The organism is Bradyrhizobium sp. Ses1, from assembly GCF_059512365.1.
This window is the reverse complement of sequence record NZ_JCAMOQ010000010.1, coordinates 44,407-67,178: the sequence shown is the minus strand read 5'-3', so window position 1 is coordinate 67,178 and position 22,772 is coordinate 44,407. Positions and strand designations below refer to the sequence as shown.

Below are 22,772 nucleotides of genomic sequence, written 5' to 3'. Positions count from 1 at the left end.
TTAACCGTCGACGATAAAGCTCAGGATTCAACGAGAGCCGAATCAGTAGCGCGGCGCGACGATAGGCGTCTTGCCGACGGGGGTCTTCCCGACCGGGGTCTTGCCAATCGGCATCTTGCCGATCGGAGCCGCCGGATAGGCGGGCACGGGCTCACGGCGCGGAAGGTCGGCCGCGCTGGCGGCGGTCACCAGGGCGAAGGTCGCGCCCACTGCAATCATAATCTTCTTCACGGTACTTCTCCCCAACTTAGAACGAACCAGGCGGTAACCTGCGCTCCTCCCGACCATGCACGACGGAATGCGACGGCAGTGCGGCAGATCGGACCGGATTGAGGAATAGCTTCATAGTGCGGCACATATGACACACACCCGATGCCATCCTGGCGCGGGCAAGACGCAGCAGCGGCACTCACGCAACAGTGAACGTGACGATTGGAGGGATTTCTGATCATGGGTGCCTCCGGATGAATGGAGGTTTGGAATGCCCCCCTACGCGGTCCTCGCGCTCGCTATTGTTGTCGAGGTTGTCGCAACGAGCGCGATGAAAGCCTCCGCGGGATTCACCAGGCTGGGCCCTTCTCTGTTGGTGGTAATTGGCTACGCTGTGGCCTTCGTGTTACTCGCCAAAACCCTTGATCGCATACCGCTCGGCATCGCCTACGCTGTTTGGGCAGGCGGCGGTATCGTATTGGTCGCGCTCATTGCGTGGGCGATCTATGGACAGCGCCCCGATTTTGCGGGTTTTGTCGGGATGGGCCTGATCGTGGCCGGCGTCCTGGTTCTGAACCTTCTGTCGAAGACATCCGTCCACTGACCGGCCGGGAGCTACTACACCTCAAGCCATTCCTTGCGGACGGCTTCGTTGGCCCGGAGCTCGTCCGGCGTGCCTTCGAACACGATCCGGCCATGGCCCATGATGTAGACCCGGTGCGAAATCCTGAGCGCGATGGACAGCTTCTGCTCGACCAGCAGGATGGCAACGCCCGCCTTTGCGATATGCGCGATCAGGTCACCGACCTGCTGCACGATCAGCGGGGCCAGTCCTTCCGTCGGCTCATCGATCATGATGAGCTCGGGGTCTCCCATCAGCGTCCGGCAGGTCGTCAGCATCTGCTTCTCGCCGCCGGACAGCACACCGGCGGGCGTATCGGCGCGCGCCGCGAGGTTGGGGAACATGTCGAGCATGTCCTGCAATCGCCATTTACCGGGTCGACGCGTGTTCTTGATGCCGAGCAGCAGATTCTGGCGGACTGTCAGCCCGGGGAAGATGTCGCGATGTTCCGGCACATAGCCGAGGCCTAAGCGCGCGATCTTGTGGCTCGGCAGCCCGGCAATGTCCTGGCCCTTGAAACGGATGGTCCCCTGCGGCGCCACCTCGCCCATGATCGCCTTGACGGTGGTGGAACGGCCGACGCCGTTGCGGCCAAGCAGGCTCACCACCTCACCGGCTGCGATGTCGAGATCGACACCCTGCAGGATGTGGCTCTTGCCGTAATAGGCGTGCAGATCCCTGACCTCGAGCATCAATGCGCCTCTTCGCCGAGATAGGCTTCCTTGACCTTCGGGTTGGCCCGGATCTCCTCGGGCGTGCCGGAGGCGATGATATGGCCGTAGACCAGGACCGAGATGCGGTCGGCAAGGCCGAACACCACGCTCATGTCGTGCTCGACGATCACGAGCGTACGCCCCTCGGTGAGGCGGCGGATCAAGGCGACGGCGCGTTCGGTTTCCGCGTGGCTCATGCCCGCGGTCGGCTCGTCCAGCATGATGACATTGGCGCCGCCCGCGATGGTGATGCCGATCTCGAGTTCGCGCTGTTCGGCATAGGTGAGCAGTCCCGCCGGGACGTCGCGGCGGTGGCTTAAGTGAATGTCCTCCAGGATTTCGGCGGTGCGTCGCCGAACCTCCGGCAGGTCGTCCACATTCTTCCAGAATGCGTAACGATGGCCCGTGGCCCAGAGCACGGCGCAGCGGACATTCTCCCACACCGTCATGCGGGCGAACACGTTGGTCACCTGGAACGAACGCGACAGGCCGCGCCGATTGATCTCGAACGGCCGCAATCCTGAAATCACATTGCCATTCAGCCGGATCTCACCCGAACTCGGGCTGAGATAGCCGCTGATCAGGTTGAATGTCGTGGACTTGCCGGCGCCGTTCGGACCGATGATGGCGTGGCGCTCCCCCTGCGCGACGCTCAGATTGAGGTCCTTGATGATGCTCACATTGCCGAAGTGCTTTTCGACGGCACGAACTTCGATGGCTGGCGTCACGCGAGATACCCCCGGTCACGGGCGATGCTGGCGGCACGGTCCCAGGCCTCGGCGATGCGCCGCCAGGTGATGCGGGCGACGATGAAGCCGCCGACGACGAGGACGGCCGCTATGCCCCAGGTCGCAGGCGCAGTGGTGTTGAAGGGAATGCCGAGCAGCTTGACGATGTTGCCTTCGCCGCCGGTGACCGTGTAACGCGCCACGGTCTCGATCGACAGGATCACGCCGCAGGCCAGTGCCAGCGTCGGCAGCGCCGCGACCAGATAGGACGGGATCACCATGCCGAGCGTCCCCGCGCGGATCAGCGGCCGGTGCATCATCAGGAGGCCGGCGATGCCGCCCGGCGCGAACATCACGATGCCGATGAAGATGATGCCGAAATAGAGCTGCCACACGCTGGTCAGGCTGGTCAGCCCGAGTTGCAGATAGGTGACGAGGATCGCGCCCAGGATCGGACCGAAGAAATAGGAAGCGCCGCCGATGAAGGTCGCGAACAGCACCATGCCGGACTGCACCGCGCCGAGATAGGCGGAGTTCGCGATCTCGAAATTGATCGCGGCGAGACCACCGGCGATGCCGGCGAAGAAGCCAGCGAAGCAATAGGCGAGATAGCGGACGACGTGAGGATCGTAGCCGATGAACTCGACCCGCCCGGGATTATCGCGGACCGCGTTGCAGATCCGCCCGAGCGGCGTGCGGGTCAGCGCGTACATCGCCACCGCCGACACTAGCACCCAGAACGCGATCAGATAATAGACCTGGATTTGCGGCCCGAAGGTCCAGCCGAAGATATGCGGCAGCGCCGTGCGATCAGTGCTGATCCCGGATTCGCCCCCGAAGACGCTGCGCAGGATCAGCGACGAGGATGCGACCAGTTCGCCGATGCCGAGCGAGATCATCGCGAACACCGTGCCGGCGCGGCGGGTCATCACCCAGCCGATCAGGAGCGCGAAGGCGAATCCGCCGAGGCCGCCGACCAGCGGAATCAGGGGCAGCGGGATCGGCCATCCATGCGCGGTGACCGCATTCATGGCATGGACGGCAGCAAAGCCGCCGAGGCCGTAATGAACCGCATGGCCGAACGACAACAGCCCGGTCTCGCCAAGGAGGATGTTGTAGGACAGCGCGAAGATGATCGCGATGCCGATCAGGCTGAACGAGGTGAGCGAACCGCCGGAGGAGAAGATCAACGGCAATACGACGAGCGCGATCGCGGCGATCACCCACAGGCCGTAGAAGCGCAGGTTTTGGCCGGATGGCTTCGGAGCGATATCAGACGCGGAGGTCACGGTGCTGGTCATGTTTCGCGCGTCCCGAGAAGACCCATGGGACGGACGATCAGGATGACCACCAGCAGCACATAGGGCAGAACCGGCGCGATCTGGGCGATGGTGACATTCCAGATATCGGTGAGGACCGAAGGCCCGATGCTTGGATCCAGCGGCCCGAACGTGCTGGCGAGCGAGCCGTTCAGCGCCACCGCAAAGGTCTGCACCAGCCCGATGAAGAGCGAGGCGATGAATGCGCCCGGTAGCGAACCGAGCCCGCCGAAGACGATCACGACGAACAGAATGGGGCCAAGAAGAGCGGCCATGTCGGATTGCGTCACCAGCGCCGGACCGGCGATGACGCCGGCAAGACCGGCAAGCGCGCTGCCGACGCCAAATACAAGCATGAAAATGCGACCGACATTATGGCCGAGATGCCCGACCATGTGGGGATGCGTCAGCGCCGCCTGCACGATGAGGCCGATCCGGGTGCGCTTGAGCGCGATCAACAGCGCGACGAAGATCAGCACCGAAATCGCCAGCATGAAAATCTTGTAGGCGGGATAGTTGGTGGAGAAAATCGTGAAGGCCGGAAAGTCGAGCGCCGCCGGCACGCGATAGTCCACCGGGCTCTTGCCCCAGATCATCGAGACGATTTCCTCGATGGCGAAGGCGAGCCCGAACGTCAAAAGCAATTCGGCGACATGTCCGTGCTTGTGGGTGTTGCGCAGTCCGTAACGCTCGACCGCCATGCCGACCGCACCCACCAGTAACGGCGCCAGCACCAGCGCAGGCCAGAACCCGATCCACTTCGTGAGCTGATAGCCGAAGAACGCGCCCAGCATGTAGAAACTGGCGTGGGCGAAATTGAGCACGCCCATCATGCTGAAGATCACGGTCAGGCCGCTGGACAACAGGAACAACAGCATCCCGAACAGGACGCCATTGAGCGTGGAAATCACGATCAGCTCAAGCACGGTTCATCCATTAGCATCTGTCCCAGCGTGATCGCTGGACAGAGACTCGAAGGCCCCCATTCACTCCGGCAAACAGCCGGCGGCGCAAACGTCCGTCCCGCTCCGATATCGGAACGGGACGGATGCGCCTATCACGGCCGCGTCATCTTGCAGGTGGTCGGCAGCATGGTCTGTGGCGTGTCGATCTTTGCCGCCAGCCGCCAGCCCCAGCCGGTGTTCTCCTCGTCGAACGGCTCCTTCTCGCTGCGGGTGCCGAACGAAGAGATGTAGATCGGCTGGAAGAACTGATGGTCGTCCTTGCGCATCACGCCGCTGCCGCCATCGAGAACATCGAACTTCAGGTCCTCAAGCGCGGCGGCGACCTTCACCGGGTCGATCGAGTTGGCTTTCTCGGCGGCGGCCTTGAACATGCGCATCTCGTTCACCGCGCGCGGATACCAGAGTGACAGGCCGACCTTGGCGCGGAACGCCTTCTCGAATTCCATCGCCGCCGGGTTGTCCGAGTTCGGGATGCCCTCGCTGATCTGGAACACCTGATGATCGAGACCGGTCTGCTTGATCGCAGTCGGGCCGCCGGCGCCGCCGGCATAATAGGTGTACCAGTTGACCTTGAGCCCGGCATCGGCGGCCGCCTTGAGCAGCAGCGCGAAATCCTGTCCCCAATTGCCGGTCACCACGCTATCGGCGCCCGAAGCCTTGATCTTGGCGATATAGGGCGAGAAGTCGGTGACCTTGAGCAGCGGGTGCAGCTCGTCCCCGACGACCTGGATGTCGGGCCGCTTCTCTCCCAGCATCTTGCGGGCCTGGGTCCGTACCGACTGGCCGAACGAATAGTCCTGGTTGATCAGGTAGACTTTCTTGATGGCCGCATTGCCCTTCATGTAGTTGGTCAGCGCTTCCATCTTGACGTCCGAGTTGGCATCCCAGCGGAAGTGCCAGAAGCTGCACTTCTCGTTGGTCATGCTCGGATCGACCGCGGCATAGTTGAAGTAGAGCACTTCCTTGCCGGGGTTGCGCGTGTTGTGCTTGGTCACGAAGTCCGCCAGCGCCGCGCCGACCGAGGAGCCGTTGCCCTGGGTGATGTAGTGGGCGCCTGCATCGATGGCCTTCTGGGCCTGGATGAGGCTTTCCTGCGGATTGGTCTTGTTGTCGAGCGGTATGATCTCGACCTTGTGGCCGAGAATACCGCCCTTGGCGTTCAGCTCATCGGCCAGATATTGGAACGTCTTCAGCCCGCCTTCGCCGACACTGGCGCCGCCTCCGGAGAGAGGATCGATGTAGCCGATCTTGACGGTCTCCTGCGCATAGGCGGCACCATTGAGCATCGGCAGGGCCAGGGCAATGACCCTCGTTATTTTGAGCATTTTTTGTTTCCTCGCTTGCGTCTACTCTAGCGCTAGCGCCTGTTGCGCAGCACAATTTCGGTCATACTGAGCAGAATGATCCTGCGTTGACAAGCCCGACGTCGGGCGGATTCCACTACCGCGGGCAGAATGGCTCGCGCGGGATCTAAATGGCGTAGCTCTATCGGTAGTTCGCGTGCCGTGACCTCGCAATCGCGAGGTGCGAGCGCCGCCCGTCCCGAGTGGATGACGTCAGCGGCAGCGGTTCAGGCGCGTGCCCCCAGTCTGGCTCACGCGCGAAACTGGCGTCGGTAGAGGCCGGGTTCGCGATCGATGCGGGTGGTGAGGTCGTGCGCCCGCTGCGTCTCTTCTGATGTGAACGGCACGGTGCGCGCCGTCCAGTTCTCGCGCCTCACCGGAATGCATTGCGCGATCGGCGTGCCCTTTGGCAGCACGCCGCAGAAATTCACGTCGTGCCAGTAAGCGGGAAAGTGAATCCAGTTGTCGTGATAGCGATCGCAATCGACGAGGCCCGTCAGCGTGGTGAACGGCAGGTCGGGGCGATTGAACGGATGCGTAAAGAGCACCGCATAGCCTTCCGGCGCTTCGATCGTCCAGAGATTGTGCAATTTGATCAGGAAGCGATCGGCCTCGAACAAGGGCGAGCCAGTCACCTGGCTCGCATCATGAAATCCGATCGGCGAACGCACGAAGCTGACCGAGCCGCCCGGTGGCAGCTCGTTGTCCCAGGTGATCTCGCCGTTCTCGAATCTGAGGTCGCACATCAGCGGGATCAGGAAGCCTGAGGTCATGGCATCGACAAAGGGCGGACAGCGCTTGACGGTGTTCTCTTCGCGCAGGTTGAGCGCGTTGAATGCCTGTGCCGGCATCGTCTTCAGCCAGTCCGGCAGCCCAAGCGCGGCCCGGATCGGCGGCGGCAGCACCCCCTCCAATTCCGCGGGGCAGCGGAAGGTCAGTGTCTGGGAGAGATCGGTATCGGGCACTTTTCTTGGTTATCGTTATGTGCGCTGTCGCTGGTTCGGCGCGCGACGAGGCTGCGCTGCTCCGGAAATCCGCGGCATACTGCCACACGCGGAACCGGACGGAAGATGGGGAGGCGTGAGGCCTGCCATGCGTGAGGCACGCCGAACATGAATTGTCGGTAATGAAATCCGCGGCAGCGGTCGCGCTTGCGGCTGGCGAGAGTCCGGTGAGAGGTAACGCAGGGTGGATGCGCATGGCCGCCGGCCGCATCCATGATCCGCACAGCGGCCGCAACTCGACGATCGCGATGAAGGGTGCAAACGCGCTGCGCGTCCAGGGCTGCGCCTTCGGCGGCATGTTCTGCGGCGGCCAGACCTGGAAGCGCGTGAGCTGATTGCTCCCACATCGTCATTGCGAGCGCAGCGAAGCAATCCATCTCTCCGCGCAAGTGCAAGCATGGATTGCTTCGCTGCGCTCGCAATGACGGCTGAGGGGTGGCGCGCCCATTCATCCGGCGTTCAGCCCCGCGCGGCTGATATCGCTGCCCTCGCCTGTGGTCTCTCGGGGATCTCTTGTGACGCCGCATCGGTTTTCTCTCGCACTCCTGTTTGCGATCGGCTTGTTGTTGGGCGGCACGGTGCACACGCCAGCCGCCGCGGCCGATTCGACGCAGCTCGCGCAGACGCAGCCCGTCCCTGCTCCAGCGCAGGCGCCGGCAACACAGGCACCGGACGCGCCGGCGGCAGATGCGCAGCAACCCACCGCCGAGCCGATCGGCAATGTCGCCGATCTCACCGGCAGCGCCAGCGTTATCAGAAACAACGCGACGACGGCGCTGCAGATCAGGGACGACATCTTCGCGGGCGACGTCGTGGAGACACGGGCCAAGTCGACGCTCGGCATCACCTTCAACGATGCCACGACGTTCAAGCTGTCGGCGAGCGCCAGGATCACGATCGACCGCTATGTCTATGACGAAGGCGGCAAGCAGAATGCCGGGATGTTCGACGTCGCCAAGGGCACGCTCGCCTTCGTTGCCGCAGGCGTCGCCAAGACCGGCGACATGCGGATATCGACGCCGACCGCGACGCTCGGCATTCGCGGCACCACCGGCCTGGTCGAGGTGCCCGAGGGCGCGACCGCGACGTCCAACAACGTTGCCATCAAACTCTATCCGGACGCCGACGGCCGCGTTGGCCGGATCGAGATCAATGACCGCGGCGGTGCGCAACTCGGCACGCTGACGCGCGGCGCCAGCGGTTTCACGATCCGGCCCGACGGAGTTGGTGGTGCGCGTTTCGCCGCGGTGCCTCTGACGATGTCGGCGCTGCAGATCCAGCGCGACCGCGGCTTCGTCCGCCAGCTCTACACCACGCAGAATTTCGGGCGGCAGCTCGTCAACGAGCAGCGCGCGTTCCGCCGTGCCAATCCCGGCGTGCCCTATCCGAACCGCGGCCAGCCGTTCCGGCCGGGTCCCCAGCGGCAGAACATGTTGCCGGGCCGGCAGCAACCCGGCGGGCCCGGCCGGCAGGGCCTGCAGCAGCGACCGGGCTCGCCGCAGCAGGCGCGGCCGTCGCGCGGCGACCAGCACGGACCGCCCGGTCAGCCCGGCGGCGCCGCCTTGCCGCGTAGCGGACAGCAAGGAGCTCCGCAGCAGGGTGGACAGCCACGCGCGCCGCAGCGCGTTGGTCAACCGCCATCGATCCGCCAAGGACAACCGCAACGCGGCGGATTCAGGCAGGGAGCACCCGGCGTGCAACGCCCCGGATTGCTGAACCGCCCCACGGTGCAACCACGACGGCAATTTCCATTGAGAGACGGCAGGAGAGAACGGCGCGGCGATTGAAATTCCGCTCGGAACTCAGCCCGGGTGCAGCGAACGCGTAACCTGGGACATCTGCGGCAACGTTTACGAGCGGTCCCGGGTTACGCTGACGCTCCACCCGGGCTACGGCGCAGTTCGTGTGGAGAGAGTTTGGCGCGCTCAGGCTGCGCGGCGGAGCCAGTCCCTGATGCGATCGATGAAATTCCTGCGCGGACGGTGGGCATCGATGACAACAGGCTCGATGTCAGGCGCAAACGACGGCTCGAGCTCGGCCTCGGGCGCTGGAGCCGACATCGCGGGCTCCACCGCCTCGGTGGCAGAGAGCGGCTCCTCCTGCGCGATGGGCGCATCGAGCTGCGCGGGCTCGGGCACAGTTGTCGGTTCGCTGACCGAAGGCGGCGTGACTGTGCGACGGGGCCGCCGCGTTGCCGGCTTGGCCGCCTTGCGTCGCGTGGCTTCGCTGAGGGCCGCGGCCTGCAGCGCGATCGGACCGACATTCTCGAGGAACGCACGCTCATGATCGCGCGACAGCCGCTCGAGAGCTTCGTCGAGCGGCAGCCAGTCGACCGCCTTGATGTCATACATCAATTCGTAAGCCTGCTCGTCGCCCGCTTCCATACGCCAGTAATGCACGACCTTGTAGCGACCGCCGGAATCGTAGACCAGCGTGCCCAGGAATTCGTGCACGGACACCGCATGCCCGGTCTCTTCCAGCACCTCGCGCTCGGCGGCCGCGCGCGGCGTCTCGCCGTCGTCGAGCTTGCCTTTGGGCAGCACCCATTCGTTCCGCTTGCGCAGGCGCACGACCGCGATCAGCGGCGTCGCTTGCCGCCGCAGCACAATGCCTCCCGCCGCCAGAACAGGCGCCCGTGCCATCCTTGCTCCCGAATTGCCCGAATGCCGAATCGTGTCGGGAGCATATAGGAGCTTCCGGCGGCAAAATCGAGATTGGATTCTCCGTCATTGCGAGGAGCGACAGCGACGAAGCAATCCACGTTTCCGCAAGTGGCGGCATGGATTGCTTCGCTTCGCTCGCAACGACGGGAGAGAGTGAGTGCCGCGGCTCTACGCCGAAGGCTTTCGTAGCAGCGGCTCGCCGGCGCGGATGCGGGCGCCGTCGGTAACGTTATCGCAAAATTCGAAATGATCGGGGGCGAGCACGATGATGGTGGAGCCGTGCTCGAACCAGCCGAGCTCGTCGCCCTTGTGCGCACTGGCGTCGCACGGGAACGTGACCGGGCCCTTGGTCTGCGCATTCAGCGTGCGATCCAGGAAATGCAGGCGGATGCTCGCGACCAGGATCGCGGCGACCGGCACCAAGGTCAGCGGCTCGCCGGTGGAGAGACGGGCCTCAAGCACCGCGCGCTCGTTCTTGCAGAACAGACGCTCGACCCGCTTCAGCGCGATCGGATTGACGTTCCAGACGTCGCCATGGATGAAGGTGACCTTCTCGATCCGGCAGTCCGCGGGCGCATGGAACCGGTGATACATGCTCGAGGTCAGCCGCAAGGTGATGAAGCGGCCGTTGCGGTGCTGCTCGACCAGAGCGGGATCGCCGAGCAGGTCGAGAAGCGCATAGGGCGCGCCCTTGATCTGAAATAGTTTGGAGTCCTCGATCCGGCCATGGGCGCCGATGATGGCGTCCGACGGGCTGGCGATGACCGCGGGGTCGGGATCGAACGGCCGCAGCCCGGGCCGCAACTCTCGCGTGAAACAGTCGTGCAGGCTCTTGAATTCGGTCTTCTTGGCCTCCGACAGGTCGAGGTCGGAGAACAGCCGCCAGCAGGCGATCGAGAGGTCACGCACCACCGGGTTCTCGATCTTGGAGAACCAGCCCATGAAACGGGTCACGGCCGCCCGGGGGATGCGGTTGGTCAGCAGGAAATTCAGGTCCTCCTGCTGGGTTATCGACGAAATCAGGCCTCTGGCTGTCATGAATCTGTTAGCTGCCGACGTTAGCGCTTCTGGCATGGAAACATCCCTTCCGATTCTCTCGCTGTCCGCCGCCGCGATTGCCGGCGCCGCTGCAGCTTTCCCCAAAATTCAGGCCCGCCTGGCGCTGTCGCGCGCCAAGCATCGCTCGCTGACCGGACATTCCAAGATGTCCAAGATGGTCGCGCGGCTGGTGCCTCATTACGAATTCGACATCGACAAATTCTTCGCGGTCGATGGCGCGCCGCGCGAGATCGCGATGCAGCGGCAGGACGGCTTCTTCCGCCTCGCCGGCCTCTACGGCCAGCGCTATGCCAAGGGCCGGCAGATGACGGCGGAGGCCGCGCAGCGCATCTCCGACCTGCAGTTCACCGAGAGCTACCGCGTGCCGTTCCAGTTCAGCCGGCTGGTGCGCGAGCATCTGAGCACCAGTTCCTTCATGCAATCGTCCTCGGGCGTCACCGTTACCGATGTCGACGGCAACGTGTTCTACGATCTCACCGGCTCCTACGGCGTCAACATCTTCGGCAATGACTTCTACAAGGAGTGCATCGCCGAGGGTGAGAAGCGCGCCCACGCGCTCGGGCCGGTGCTCGGCCCCTACCACCCTGTTATCCTCGACAACGTCAAACGGCTCTGCGCGATCTCGGGCCTCGACGAAGTCTCGTTCCACATGTCCGGAACGGAAGCCGTGATGCAGGCGGTGCGGTTGGCGCGCTACCACACCCGCCGCACGCATCTTGTCCGCTTCGCCGGCGCCTATCACGGCTGGTGGGGCGACGTGCAGCCCGGCGTCGGCAACCCGGTCTCGCCGCACGAGACCTATACGCTCGCCGACATGTCGGAAAAGACCCTGCATGTGCTCCGCACGCGGCGCGACATCGCCTGCGTCCTGGTCAATCCGCTGCAGGCGCTGCATCCGAATTCCAACGCGCCCGGCGATTCCGCCCTGGTCGACAGTTCCCGCAGCGGCAGGTACGACCGCGACGCCTATACCGAATGGCTGAAGAAGCTGCGCGAGGTCTGCACCGAGCGCGGCATCGTCTTGATCTTCGACGAAGTATTTGTCGGCTTCCGTATCGCCGCCGGCGGCGCTCAGGAATATTTCGGCGTCCGCGCCGACATGGTGACCTACGGCAAGAGCCTCGCCGGCGGCCTGCCGGTCGGCGTGGTCTGCGGCCGCAAGGATCTGATGCGGCGCTTCCGCGACGACAGGCCCGCCGACGTCTGCTTCGCCCGCGGCACCTTCAATTCGCACCCCTACGTGATGACGGCGATGGATGAATTCCTGAGCCGGCTCGCCAGCCCGAATTTCCGTTCGGTCTATAACGGGCTGGACGAGACCTGGAACGGCCGCGCCAAGCAGCTCAACGACCGGCTGACCGCAGCGGAGCTCCCGGTCCGCGTCTCCAATCTCTCGTCGATCTGGATGGTCCATTATACTGAGCCGTCCCGCTACAATTGGATGCTGCAGTACTACCTGCGGGCCGAAGGGCTGGCGCTGAGCTGGGTCGGCACCGGGCGCCTGATCTTCGGCCTGAACACCAGCGACGCCGATTTCACCGAAATCGCCGACCGCTTCGTCGCCGCCGGCGAGAAGATGAAGCGCGACGGCTGGTGGTGGCAGAAGCCCGGCGTCACCAACAAGGACATCAAGCGGCAGATCCTGCGCGAGATGGTCGCCGGGAAGTTCGGGCGCTAGGCGCCTTTCTCTCCCCCTTCGCTTGTCATTCCAGGGCGATGCGAAAGCATCGAGCCCGGAATCCATTGCGCCGCCCGCGCCTGCCGCCAGATGGATTCCGGGTTCGCGCTGCGCGCGCCCTGGAATGACGGTGCCAGTGACAGGGCCTGAGACAAGCATGCCCGGGACTGGCCCGGGCATGACGCGAGTGAACACAGCGAAGTCAATTTGTTATCGGCAGTAGGCGCTCAGGCGTGCTTCTGTTCCAGCTCGCCAGCGAGGTGCAGGCCGGGATCGATCAGCTCGCCCTTCAGGAGCGCCAGCGGCGCCTTGTGATAGAGCATCAGGTCGTGGAAGGGGTCGGTGATGATCTTGGTCATCCAGACCAGGCCGGTCTCGATGTCGCGGATGAAGAACAGGTGCACGGTGCGGAAGAGGAGACCGCCGAGGCCGACCGCTAGCCAGATCTTGGCGACCTGACGGGTGAAGTCGAACACCGTTTCCCAGGGCGCGAACAGGCCGAACAGGGTCGGATCGGCGAACAGCACCAGCGGCGACAGGGCCCAGATCGCCATCAGCACGACCTTGCGCTGCAGGTTGTAGCCGACCTTGATCTCTTCCTTGTGCTCATGGGTGGCCTGGTTGATGTGGTCGTAGCCCCGCGGCTCGAAGAAGAAATGACCGGCCTGGCGCGAGGTCATCGAGACCAGCCAGCCGACCAGCGCCGAGATCGCCGGATCGAAGAACAGCATCACATAGGCAAACAGGAAGCTCAGGGCGCTGACGAAGTGCAGGCTCTGATTGATGCGGCTGTGATGATAATAGCGGTGGTCGTCCCAGCGCTGGGTACGCAGTTCCTGCAGAAAATTCTTGATCATTCTTTCCCCCAAGAGGATTTCGGGACGTGCTTACAGAGATTCGATGTACGCCGTGTGACATCATCATAATGACATATGACACGACGCAGCGACGCGGTGACGCAATGAGGCGATGGACTCCCCTCATCAAGGACTGACTCTCTCCCCTCATCCTGAGGAGCGCGGAACGCGCGTCTCGAAGGATGAGGCCACCTGCGGGGCCTCATGGTTCTCTAGGCGAAGCGAAGCTTCGTCCGGAGACGGCGCCCAAAGGGCGCCTCCTCACCATGAGGGTCAGGCAAAGTCAGGCGGCCTTAGCCACTTCAGCCTTGCGGAAGCGGACCAGCGAGAAATGGCCGAGCGGCGGGATCAGGCGACGCTCCGCCAGCTCCACGCCCTTGGCGCCGGCAAGCCACTTGGTGTAGCGCGACCAGGCGAACTCGGCGGTGCGGAAGCCGAGCGGACGCACGACCGGCTGCAGCTTCTGCTCGATGAAGCGGCGTACGCCGGCATCGGCGCTGACGCGGGTCAGGATGATGAGCTCACCGCCCGGGCGCAGCACGCGCGCGAATTCGTCGAGCGCGGCTTCCGGATTCGGCACGGCAGTGACGACATATTGCGCCATCACCACGTCGAACGAGTTGTCGGGGAATTCGAGCTTCTCGGCGTCCATCACCGCGAGCCCCTCGATATTCTTCAGGCCGAGCTCAGCAACGCGCTTCTTCGCCTTGTCGAGCATCGCTTCCGAAATGTCGGTGCCGAAGATGCGGACATGCGGCGCGTAAAGCGGCAGCGAGATGCCGGTGCCGACACCGACCTCGAGCACACGGCCGCCGATCTTGTTGGTCGCCTGGATCGCCGCGGCCCGGCCCTTCTTGAACACGCCGCCGAACACGAGATCGTAGACCGGAGCCCAGCGGTCATAAGCCTGCTCGACCGTCTCGCGATCAAAATCCAACTGGCTGCTTCCGTCGAGTTTGATGATGTTGTCTGCCATCGAAGATACGCCTTCTAGTTCGAGAGCGGGGGTGACTCTTCTGCGAAACGTCGTCCCACTCTCTCCTCTTGTTTAAGCATGATCTCTTCGGAAAACCGGTTCCCGCTTTTCCGGATCATGCTTGAATTAACCTTGCACCGCACTCCGGCCGGCGACGCGCCGGGTCGAACGCAACACCCTGCTCGGCTGCAACGCCGAGAGATTGCCGATGAATTGCCGCGCGCTGTTCTCCCAGGAACGTTGCAGCGCGAAGTTCCTGCACGCCGCTCGCGACATCGTGAGCGCGCGCAGGCACGCGCTGCGCAGATCGTCATCGATCGCGCCGATCGGATGATCCGAGATCACGTCCTTCGGGCCGGTGACCGGAAACGCCGCCACCGGCGTGCCGCAAGCCAGCGCTTCGAGCTGAACCACGCCGAAGGTGTCGGTGAGACTCGGGAAAACGAACACGTCAGCCGCGGCGAGGTGCGAGGTGAGGTCCTGCCCGGTCTTCTCGCCGAGGAAGACGACGTTCGGATATTTGCGCGCGAGTTCCGCTCTCTGCGGGCCGTCGCCGACCACGACCTTGGTGCCCGGCAGATCCAGCGACAGGAACGCTTCGAGATTCTTCTCCACCGCCACGCGGCCCATGGCCATGAAGATCGGCCGCGGCAGATCGAGCTCGGCCGGACGATCGGGATTGAACAATTCGGTATTGACGCCGCGCGTCCAGAAGCCGAGCTTGCGAAAACCGCGTTCGGCCAGTTCCTGGCGGAGCGAGACCGTCGCCACCATCGTCATGGCGCCAGCCGCATGGAAGCGGCGCAGTATCCAGTAGCCGACGCTGGCCGGAAGCCCCGTACGGACCGACACATATTCCGGAAAGCGCGTCGTGTAGGAGGTCGTGAAAGCAAGCTTGTGGCGCAGGCAATAGCCGCGCACCGCCCAGCCGATCGGGCCTTCGGTCGCGATATGGATCGCCTCCGGCTCGGCCGCCTCGATCCGCCGCGCTATTTCGCGCCGGTTCGGCAGCGCCATGCGCAGCCCGGGATAGGTCGGCACGCCCAGGGACGGAAACCCTTCCGGTGTCAGGAAAGTGATCTCGGCGCCGAGGCCTGCCGCGCTACGCTGCAGCGACGTCAGCGTGCGCACCACGCCATTGACCTGCGGATGCCAGGCGTCGGTTGCAACTAATATCCGCATCTCGAAAACCCGAAGTGTTAATGATTCTTCGGGGCAGAAGTTCTGACATTGATATTTCAGGCGTATGACGTCATCGATATGTAAGGAAGGTTTTTCGGGCGGCTCACACGCTTTTTCGGCCAACATGACAGAACGATGTCAGAGACAAGCGAAGATCTGGCTCCAAAGCGCCCGCGGCGGAAGCGAAAAAACTATTCGCTGCTGATCCTCGCGGCCGGCCTCTTCCTGTTCGGCGTTGCCGCCAGCACGCTGTATTATTTTCTGCGGCCCGTGACGCTGACGATCGCGGTCGCCCCTCCCGGCAGCGACGACCAGAAGCTGATCCAGGCGCTGGCGCAGACCTTCGCCCGCGATCAGAGCCCGGTGCGCCTGTCGACGGTCGTGACCGAGAACGCCGCAGAAAGCATTGCGGCGTTGACCAGATCGAAGGTGGACATGGCGGTGGCGCGCGCCGACCTCAACCTGCCCGCCAACGCCGATGCAGTCGCGATCCTGCGCAAGAATGTCGTGGTGCTGTGGGCGCCTTCCGGCCTGCGCGCGAAGGGATCGAGGCGACCGCCGACGCCAAAGGTCAAGAGCCTCGACGATCTCGACGGCCATCGCATCGGCGTGATCGGACAGACGGACGCCAATGTCACGCTGCTGCGCGTGATCCTGAAGGAGTCCGGCGTCAATCCCGACAAGGTCGCGGTGACGCAATTCGCCGTCAACCAGACCACCGAAATGGCGCGCGATATGACGCTCGATGCCTACATGGCGGTCGGCCCGCTCGACAGCAAGATCACCGCGGGCGCGATCGCCGCGACGGCCGCCGCACGGGGCGCGCCGAAATTCCTGCCGATCGACGTTTCCGAGGCAATCGCCGCGAAGCATCCGCTCTATGAATCGGCGGAGATCGCGGGCAGCATCTTTTCATCCTCGCCGGCCTGGCCCGACGACAAGGTCGAGACCGTCAGCGTCGATCATCTCATCATCGCGCTGCACTCGTTCTCGGACACCTCGATCGGCGCTTTCGTCCGCCAGCTCTTCAACGTGCGCCAGCAGCTCGCGCGCGACGTGCCGGCGGCCGCGAACATCGAGAAGCCCGACACGGACAAGGACGCAGCACTGCCGGCGCATCCGGGTGCAGCCGCCTATATCGACGGCACCGAGCGCACCTTCCTGGACAAATACAGCGACTACATCTGGTTCGCGATCCTGGGCCTGTCGGGCCTCGGATCGGTCGGCGCCTGGCTGCGGCATGCCTGGCGCCGCAACGAGCGCGACCGCTATCTCGATCATCGCGACAGCCTGCTGGCATTGATCACCAAGGCACGGCAGGCAGAGACGCCGGACGCGCTCGAGAAGATGCAGAGCGAGGCCGATGGCGTGCTGCGCGAGGCGCTCGACTGCTACGACGACGGCGCTATCGAGGAAGGCGACCTTTCCGCGATCGGGCTCGCGCTCGACCAGCTTCACCACGCCGTCGCCGACCGCCGCGCCATGCTCGGCATCGCTCCGCCGGACGCGCCACGAATGCGCGACGCACTTCCCCCTCTCCCCGTTCTTACGGGGAGAGGGTCGGGGTGAGGGGCTCTCTCCGCGAACGCGGTTGGCGAATGGATTCGCGGAGGCCCCCTCACCCGAAATTCAAGCTGCGCTTGAATTTCGACCTCTCCCCGCAAGCGGGGCGAGGTGAAGCCGAGCTCGCCCCCTCGGCCTGCTCAAACACCCAGATACACCTGCCGGATATATTCGTCGCCGGCGAGTTCCTTGGCGCGGCCTTCGCGGACGGTGCGGCCGTGCTCGAGCACATAGACGCGGTCGGCGATGCGCAAGGTCGCGGTGGCGTCCTGCTCGACGATCAGGATCGCGGTGCCGTCCTTCCTGATCTTCTCGATGGCGTCGAAGATCAGGCCCTTCAGCCGCGGCGCGATACCGACCGAGGGTTCGTCGAGCAGCAGCAATTCCGGGCGGCCCATCATGGCGCGGCCGATCGCCACCATCTGCTGCTCGCCGCCCGACAGCGTGCTCGATTGCTGCTGCTGGCGTTCCTTCAACACCGGGAACAGCGCGAAGACGCGTTCGAGGTCTTCGGCGATCTCGGCCTTGTTGCTCCTGAGATAGGCACCGAGCTGCAGGTTCTTCAGGACAGATAGTTCCGGGAACAGCCGCCGCCCCTCAGGGCAGTGGCAGATACCGCGGGCGACGACGTCATAGGGCGGCAGACGCTCCAGCGTCTCACCCTTGAATTTCAGCGTGCCGGTCGAGCCGATCGCCCGCGAGATCGCTTTCAACAGCGTGGTCTTGCCGGCGCCATTCGGGCCGAGCACGCCGACCAATTCGCCCTTGTCGACGGTGACGCTGACCTGCTCGACGGCCAGCGCCTTGCCGTAGCGCACGCTGAGATCTCTGACTTCAAGCAGAGGCATGCGCGGCCTCCGTCTTCCCGATATAGGCCTCGATCACGCGCGGGTTCCGCACGATCTCGGCCGGCGGCGCGATCGCGATGATCTCGCCGAAATCGATCGCGATGACGCGAGAGACCAGCGCCATGAACTCGCGCAGCTTGTGCTCGATCAAAAGGATCGTCAGCTTCTGCTCGCGGTGCAGCCGCTTGATCAATTGCGCCAGCGGCTCGATCTCGCTGCTGCCGAGCCCCGCGAAGGGTTCGTCAAGCAGCAACAGGTTCGGCTTGGTCGCAAGCGCACGCGCGATCTCCAGCCGCCGCAGATCGCCATAGGGCAGCGTCTCGACCGGCTCGCGCGCCTTGGCGCCGAGCCCGACCTGGTCGAGCAGCTCCTGCGCACGCGCCTCCTTGTCATGCGCATCGCGCGCCCGCGGCGACAGGCAGGCGACGACGACATTCTCAAGCACCGTCATACCGAGGAAGGGACGCGTAAGCTGGAAGGTGCGGGCGACGCCGCGGTTGACGATCTTGTGCGGCGCCAGCCCGCGGAGTTCCTGCCCCTCGAACAGGACGCTGCCGGTGTCCGCCGCAATGAAGCCGGTGAGCAGGTTGAACAGCGTGGTCTTGCCGGCGCCGTTCGGCCCGAGAATGCCGGTGAGTTCGCCGGGCTCCAGCGAGAAGCTGACGTTCTTGGTGGCCGTGAGACCGCCGAAGCGCTTGGAGAGGTCTTTCACTTCAAGAATGGCGCTCATCGGAAGCGCTCCGTCAGCCGCCGCCACAGCGGTGCGATCAGCCCGTTGGGCAGGAAGAACAGGATCAGCATCAAGGTCAGCGTATAGACCCAGAGCCGGTATTCGCCGAACGTGCGCAGCAGCTCGGTCAAGAGCGTCAGCATGATCGCCCCGAGCGCCGGCCCATAGATCGAACCGATGCCGCCGACATAGACCATGATGATCACCGTGATCGACACCACGACGGAAAATAGCGGCGGGCTCACCTGCAACTGGTAATGCGCGTAGAGCGCGCCGCCGAGGCCGGCGAAGGCCGCGCTGATGGTCAGCGAAGCGATCTTGTAGAAGGTGACGTTGATGCCGGCGGCCTGACAGGTCGCTTCGTCGCCGCGGATCGCGCGCAGCAACAGTCCCCAATGCGACTGCGCAAGCGCGGTGAGGATCGCCACTGCCGCGACCAGGATCGCGAGCACAAACCAGTAGTAGTGCAGCGGCGACTGGATCAGCGGATCGAGGCCGTAAAGTCCTTCCTCGCCACCGCTATACTCCCAGAAGATCAGGCAGAGCCGCTGCATGATGGCGGAGGCCGACAGCATGGCAAGCGCAAAATACGGCCCGCGCAGCCGCAGCGTCGGGAAGCCGACGATCAGGCTGAAGGCGACCGCGACCACCACCGCCGTCGGCAGGCTGTACCAGGGATTGGCGTACCAGGCGGTGGCGAGAAAGCCCGCGGTATAGGCGCCGGCGCCGATGAACAGCGAGTGTCCGAAATTCTCGCGGCCGGTGAGGCCGGACATGAAGTCCCAGCTCGCCGCCCAGATCGCGTAGATCACGCAGACGGTGAGGACGCCGGTGAAATAGCTGCTGTTGAGCAGGACCGGCGCGAGCGCCAATAGCGCCACGACGACGATGGCGCCGGAAAGGTCGACGATAGAAAGCTGCTTCATCAGAACGCCGCCCGCCGACCGAGCAATCCGGACGGCTTGATCATCAATGTCGTGACGACGGCGACCAGCGACACCAGTTCGGTCCATGAGGACGAAATGAGGTAGGCGACGATGGTCTCGGAATAGCCGAGCAGGAGCGCGGCCAAGATGCTGCCCGGGATCGACCCGAGCCCGCCGACGATGACGATGGCGAAGGCCTTCACCATCGGCAATAAGCCCATGGTCGGCTGCACCGTGAGGAACGGCGAGACCAGCACGCCCGCCAGCGCCGCGGTCCCGGCCGAGATCGCCATCACCACCGAGAAGATGCGGTTGGTGGGGATGCCCATATATTGCGCGGCCTCCGGATCCTGCGACACCGCGAGGATCGCAGCCCCAAGCCGCGTGCGCTGGATGAACAGCCACAGCAGGAGGAGTACCAGCACGCCGGCGATCAAGGCAAGCAGCCGTTGCCCGCCGATGTCGACGCCACCGATGGAAATCTTGTCCGCCACGAAGGACGGCACGTTGCGGTATTCGGAACCGAAGGTGATGAACAGCCCCTGCTCGACCGCGAGCGACACCGAGAGTGTGATCATGAGGACCGCGAGCTGCGAATAGCGCAGCGGACGGACCAGGAAACGCTCCATCAACACGCCGAACAGTGCAACCACCAGCACCGCGAGCGGTGCCGCGATGAGCAATGGCCAATGCAACAGGCCGGTGAAGACATAGGCCGCATAGGCGCCGAGCGCGTAGAACGCGCCGTGGGCGAGGTTGAGGATCCGCGCCACACCGAAGATCAGCGTGAAGCCGACCGCGAGCATGGCGTAGATCGCGCTCGACACCGCGCCATAGATCAGAATTTCAAGCATGCTATCCCTGTCGAACGTCGCGAGTCAGGGCGACCGGCCACACCACTAGGTGAGCCGATCGACCAACGAGAACAGACGCGATCAGTTGCTCATCCAGGGCGGAGCGATCATCTTGCCGGTGGCCGCTTCCTTTGGCCAGACCACGACGCGCTCGCCGTTCGGCTGCCACTGCACGAACAAGAGGTTCTGCAGGCCGGGGCCGGTCTTGACATCATGCAACTCGTCGAACACCAGCTTGCCGGCGATGCCGACATGGTCGGTCTTCTCAAGTTCCTTGATGACGGCGTCGGCTTCGGTCGACTTGGCGCGGGCAACCGCGTCGGCATAGACGTAGACCGCATCATAGGCGCCGATGCCGGTGTAGACAGGCGCGGTGCCGTAGCGTTTGACGAATTCATCCCAGAACGGAATGGTCTTCGGCGTCAGCGGCGCGCGGATCGCGAACATGCCAACCGTTTCGCTGTTGGCCTTGCCGCCGACGCGGCTGAAGAAGTCGGCGTCCTGGCTCTTGACGTCGATACCGCCGATCGGGATCGGCACCTGCGCGTCATGCCACTGCTTGACGAACACGTCCGACGAGGCGTGCGAGAGGATCACGATCAGGTATTGCGCGCCGCTGTCCTTGACCTTGGCAAACAGCGGCGAGAAGTCCGCGGTCGAAGTGTCGAAGAATTCGGCGAGCTTCACCTCGGTGCCACCGTCGATCGCGCCCTTCTTGAGGATCGGCACCAGATCCTGCACCCATTTGGCGTTCTCGCCGACGATCGCGATCTTGGTGTACTTCATGTCACCCTTGAGCTTGCCGTTGATGAAGTCGACAAGCGCGCGGGCCTGGTGCGCCGCGTTGACCGGGAAGGCGCGGAAAATATATTTGTAATTGTCGTAGTCGGCCTTCACCTTCGCGGTGATTGCGGGCGAAGCGGCACCGACGCCGATATAGATGGTCTTGGCGCGGGAGATGTGCGGCAATTGCGCCAGCGTGACGCCGGAGGTGTAGCCGCCGATCAGCACGTCGACCTTGTCGTCGGCGGTGAGCTTCTTTATCGCGGCAATCCCCTGCTCGGGGTTCTCGGTTTCGTCGGCGACGACGATCTCGAGCTTGCGGCCGAGCACGCCGCCCTTGGCGTTAATCTCGTCGGCCGCCAGCTTCGCTGCATTCTGGGTGTCGCGCCCGACCTGGAGCTGGATGGAGGTCGGCACACCGATACGGATGGGCTGCTGGGCTAAAGCGGTTTGGGCGGAAAAACCGAGACCGAGAATGCTCGCGGCTGCGAGCCATTTCAAGAATGGCTTCATTTCTAAACTCCCTGCCGCAACAGGTCTTTTTGCCTGATGCGTTTGTTTTTCTTTTAATTGGACCAACAGTTTGCCCGCGACGCAAACGGCAAGTCAAGAACGTAGGTTGGGCAGCCGGCGCGCAGCGACGAAATCTTAACGAAACAATTCCTTACCCCCACGAAACCATTTTGGCGATTTCGTGCAAATGTCCCGAAACGCTTGACCTGTATTGGATCACATCAACGAGGCGCTAAACCGCAAGCGGCGCCACAGGGTGTAGTCAGACAGGGGTCGATAATGTTTAATTCCATTAAGCGAAACTCGCGTCTCGCCGCCGCCGCATTTGGCGCGCTGGCGATTGGCACCATTGGTTTTTCTACATCGAGCGCGGCCGCACCGCTGCCGTTCTTCCCGTTCCTCATGACGCCGCCGACCGAAGCCGCGCCGCCGCCCTCCGTCGAGGCTGCGCCGCCGCAGGGTGAGGGCCGGTTCGAACTGCCCGCGCGCCTGCGCCGTCAGGTGGTCAATTACGCAACGCGTGAAGCGCCCGGCACGATCATCATCGATACCCCGCACACCTATCTCTATTATGTGCTCGGCAACGGCCAGGCGCTGCGCTATGGCATCGGCGTCGGCCGCGACGGCTTCACCTGGTCCGGCGTCCAGACCATCACCAAGAAGGCGGAATGGCCGGATTGGACGCCGCCACCGGAAATGATCGCCCGCCAGCCCTACCTGCCGCGCTACATGGCCGGCGGCCCCGGCAACCCGCTCGGCGCCCGCGCCATGTATCTCGGCGGCACCGTCTATCGCATCCACGGCACCAATGCGCCGGAGACGATCGGCACCCACGTTTCCTCCGGCTGCCTGCGGCTGATCAACGAGGACGTGATCGACCTCTATTCTCGGGTCAACGTCGGAACCAAGGTGATCGTGCTGCCGATGACCGACCGCCGCGCCGATCTCGGTACGACGGTGCGATAAGCGCTGAAAGACTGGATTCAAGAGCGGCTCCGGCATTGGCCGGAGCCGTTTTCATTTCGCGGGCTCTCGTAGCCGGGGTGGAGCGCAGCGCAACCCGGGACGTCTGCATCCGCGCCGCAGGTCCCGGGTTACGCTGACGCTTCACCCGGGCCACGGACGGCCATGTTCAGCCAAACGGCGCGCGACCCAGAAACGCCGCAACACGGACACCGACCCGCCGCACTGGCGCATCTTTCCCCTTCCCTATAATAAGCGAATCGGGGGTTTCTC

22 protein-coding genes and 1 pseudogene are annotated in these 22,772 nt (G+C 64.0%); 6 read left to right on the top strand and 17 right to left on the bottom strand.

Features of this window, described 5'->3' with window-relative positions; translation table 11 throughout:
* Positions 1–42 precede the first annotated feature (42 nt).
* The gene (locus AC5ZG5_RS14530; protein WP_028168093.1) at positions 43–231 is read right to left on the bottom strand and encodes a hypothetical protein; all 189 of its coding nucleotides are present in this window, start codon (positions 229–231) and stop codon (positions 43–45) included.
* A 250-nt stretch (positions 232–481) separates the two neighbouring features.
* Here AC5ZG5_RS14530 and AC5ZG5_RS14525 point away from each other — a divergent pair, with 250 nt between their 5' ends.
* Entirely contained in the window at positions 482–814 is a 333-nt protein-coding gene (locus AC5ZG5_RS14525) for an SMR family transporter (protein ID WP_028168094.1), read from the top strand.
* 14 nt (positions 815–828) lie between these two features.
* Here the strand turns inward: AC5ZG5_RS14525 and AC5ZG5_RS14520 are convergent, their stop codons facing one another.
* The 6 genes from AC5ZG5_RS14520 to AC5ZG5_RS14495 all read right to left on the bottom strand — a co-directional run bounded on the left by AC5ZG5_RS14520 (position 829) and on the right by AC5ZG5_RS14495 (position 6,865).
* On the bottom strand, positions 829–1,524 hold the full coding sequence (locus AC5ZG5_RS14520; protein ID WP_028168095.1) for an ABC transporter ATP-binding protein: 696 nt from the start codon (positions 1,522–1,524) through the stop codon (positions 829–831).
* Positions 1,524–2,273 (bottom strand): ABC transporter ATP-binding protein, encoded by a 750-nt coding sequence (locus AC5ZG5_RS14515; RefSeq protein ID WP_028168096.1) that lies wholly within the window; start codon positions 2,271–2,273, stop codon positions 1,524–1,526. Before AC5ZG5_RS14515 ends, AC5ZG5_RS14520 begins: the two co-directional genes overlap by 1 nt.
* Positions 2,270–3,574 carry a branched-chain amino acid ABC transporter permease gene (locus tag AC5ZG5_RS14510; RefSeq protein ID WP_456642419.1) on the bottom strand — a complete coding sequence of 435 codons (1,305 nt, stop codon included), beginning with the start codon at positions 3,572–3,574 and terminating at the stop codon, positions 2,270–2,272. Before AC5ZG5_RS14510 ends, AC5ZG5_RS14515 begins: the two co-directional genes overlap by 4 nt.
* A complete protein-coding gene (locus AC5ZG5_RS14505; protein WP_456642418.1) occupies positions 3,571–4,518 on the bottom strand; it encodes a branched-chain amino acid ABC transporter permease in 948 nt (315 codons plus the stop codon). Before AC5ZG5_RS14505 ends, AC5ZG5_RS14510 begins: the two co-directional genes overlap by 4 nt.
* A gap of 131 nt (positions 4,519–4,649) precedes the next feature.
* Positions 4,650–5,882: a branched-chain amino acid ABC transporter substrate-binding protein gene (locus AC5ZG5_RS14500; RefSeq protein WP_456642417.1), complete on the bottom strand. Its 1,233-nt coding sequence runs from the start codon at positions 5,880–5,882 to the stop codon at positions 4,650–4,652.
* Positions 5,883–6,151: 269 nt separating this feature from the next.
* Positions 6,152–6,865 carry a hypothetical protein gene (locus tag AC5ZG5_RS14495; RefSeq protein WP_456642416.1) on the bottom strand — a complete coding sequence of 238 codons (714 nt, stop codon included), beginning with the start codon at positions 6,863–6,865 and terminating at the stop codon, positions 6,152–6,154.
* A gap of 239 nt (positions 6,866–7,104) precedes the next feature.
* Here AC5ZG5_RS14495 and AC5ZG5_RS14490 point away from each other — a divergent pair.
* Positions 7,105–7,239, top strand: a pseudogene (locus AC5ZG5_RS14490) (DUF2147 domain-containing protein); the annotation flags it as partial.
* 180 nt (positions 7,240–7,419) lie between these two features.
* On the top strand, positions 7,420–8,691 hold the full coding sequence (locus tag AC5ZG5_RS14485) for a FecR family protein (RefSeq protein WP_456642415.1): 1,272 nt from the start codon (positions 7,420–7,422) through the stop codon (positions 8,689–8,691).
* A gap of 138 nt (positions 8,692–8,829) precedes the next feature.
* Here AC5ZG5_RS14485 and AC5ZG5_RS14480 read toward each other — a convergent pair whose 3' ends face one another.
* Both AC5ZG5_RS14480 and asd read right to left on the bottom strand, forming a co-directional pair.
* Positions 8,830–9,546: an NUDIX hydrolase gene (locus AC5ZG5_RS14480; RefSeq protein ID WP_456642414.1), complete on the bottom strand. Its 717-nt coding sequence runs from the start codon at positions 9,544–9,546 to the stop codon at positions 8,830–8,832.
* 189 nt (positions 9,547–9,735) lie between these two features.
* Positions 9,736–10,605 (bottom strand): archaetidylserine decarboxylase, encoded by an 870-nt coding sequence (gene asd, locus AC5ZG5_RS14475; RefSeq protein WP_456642413.1) that lies wholly within the window; start codon positions 10,603–10,605, stop codon positions 9,736–9,738.
* Positions 10,606–10,639: 34 nt separating this feature from the next.
* Between asd and AC5ZG5_RS14470 the strand changes: the two genes are divergently transcribed.
* Positions 10,640–12,304, top strand: a complete 1,665-nt coding sequence (locus AC5ZG5_RS14470) for an aminotransferase class III-fold pyridoxal phosphate-dependent enzyme (protein WP_456642412.1) — start codon at positions 10,640–10,642, stop codon at positions 12,302–12,304.
* Positions 12,305–12,531: 227 nt separating this feature from the next.
* Here AC5ZG5_RS14470 and AC5ZG5_RS14465 read toward each other — a convergent pair whose 3' ends face one another.
* The 3 genes from AC5ZG5_RS14465 to AC5ZG5_RS14455 all read right to left on the bottom strand — a co-directional run bounded on the left by AC5ZG5_RS14465 (position 12,532) and on the right by AC5ZG5_RS14455 (position 15,319).
* Complete coding sequence (locus AC5ZG5_RS14465) at positions 12,532–13,161, bottom strand: hypothetical protein (protein WP_456642411.1); 630 nt, start codon at positions 13,159–13,161, stop codon at positions 12,532–12,534.
* Between the two features lie 283 nt (positions 13,162–13,444).
* The gene (locus tag AC5ZG5_RS14460) at positions 13,445–14,137 is read right to left on the bottom strand and encodes a class I SAM-dependent methyltransferase (protein ID WP_028168106.1); all 693 of its coding nucleotides are present in this window, start codon (positions 14,135–14,137) and stop codon (positions 13,445–13,447) included.
* A gap of 126 nt (positions 14,138–14,263) precedes the next feature.
* The gene (locus tag AC5ZG5_RS14455) at positions 14,264–15,319 is read right to left on the bottom strand and encodes a glycosyltransferase family 4 protein (RefSeq protein ID WP_456642410.1); all 1,056 of its coding nucleotides are present in this window, start codon (positions 15,317–15,319) and stop codon (positions 14,264–14,266) included.
* Between the two features lie 135 nt (positions 15,320–15,454).
* Between AC5ZG5_RS14455 and AC5ZG5_RS14450 the strand changes: the two genes are divergently transcribed.
* Complete coding sequence (locus tag AC5ZG5_RS14450; RefSeq protein ID WP_456642409.1) at positions 15,455–16,888, top strand: TAXI family TRAP transporter solute-binding subunit; 1,434 nt, start codon at positions 15,455–15,457, stop codon at positions 16,886–16,888.
* Between the two features lie 134 nt (positions 16,889–17,022).
* On the opposite strand, the gene AC5ZG5_RS14445 is transcribed toward AC5ZG5_RS14450, so the two are convergent.
* The 5 genes from AC5ZG5_RS14445 to AC5ZG5_RS14425 form a co-directional block, all read right to left on the bottom strand.
* Positions 17,023–17,730, bottom strand: a complete 708-nt coding sequence (locus AC5ZG5_RS14445) for an ABC transporter ATP-binding protein (RefSeq protein ID WP_028168965.1) — start codon at positions 17,728–17,730, stop codon at positions 17,023–17,025.
* A complete protein-coding gene (locus tag AC5ZG5_RS14440; RefSeq protein WP_456642408.1) occupies positions 17,717–18,460 on the bottom strand; it encodes an ABC transporter ATP-binding protein in 744 nt (247 codons plus the stop codon). The genes AC5ZG5_RS14445 and AC5ZG5_RS14440 overlap by 14 nt, the downstream gene beginning before the upstream one ends.
* On the bottom strand, positions 18,457–19,386 hold the full coding sequence (locus AC5ZG5_RS14435; RefSeq protein ID WP_028168963.1) for a branched-chain amino acid ABC transporter permease: 930 nt from the start codon (positions 19,384–19,386) through the stop codon (positions 18,457–18,459). Before AC5ZG5_RS14435 ends, AC5ZG5_RS14440 begins: the two co-directional genes overlap by 4 nt.
* Positions 19,386–20,240, bottom strand: coding sequence for a branched-chain amino acid ABC transporter permease (locus AC5ZG5_RS14430; RefSeq protein ID WP_028168962.1), 855 nt, complete (start codon positions 20,238–20,240; stop codon positions 19,386–19,388). Before AC5ZG5_RS14430 ends, AC5ZG5_RS14435 begins: the two co-directional genes overlap by 1 nt.
* 81 nt (positions 20,241–20,321) lie before the next feature.
* Positions 20,322–21,536: an ABC transporter substrate-binding protein gene (locus AC5ZG5_RS14425; protein ID WP_456642407.1), complete on the bottom strand. Its 1,215-nt coding sequence runs from the start codon at positions 21,534–21,536 to the stop codon at positions 20,322–20,324.
* A 279-nt stretch (positions 21,537–21,815) separates the two neighbouring features.
* Here AC5ZG5_RS14425 and AC5ZG5_RS14420 point away from each other — a divergent pair, with 279 nt between their 5' ends.
* On the top strand, positions 21,816–22,502 hold the full coding sequence (locus AC5ZG5_RS14420; protein WP_028168960.1) for a L,D-transpeptidase: 687 nt from the start codon (positions 21,816–21,818) through the stop codon (positions 22,500–22,502).
* Positions 22,503–22,772 lie beyond the last annotated feature (270 nt).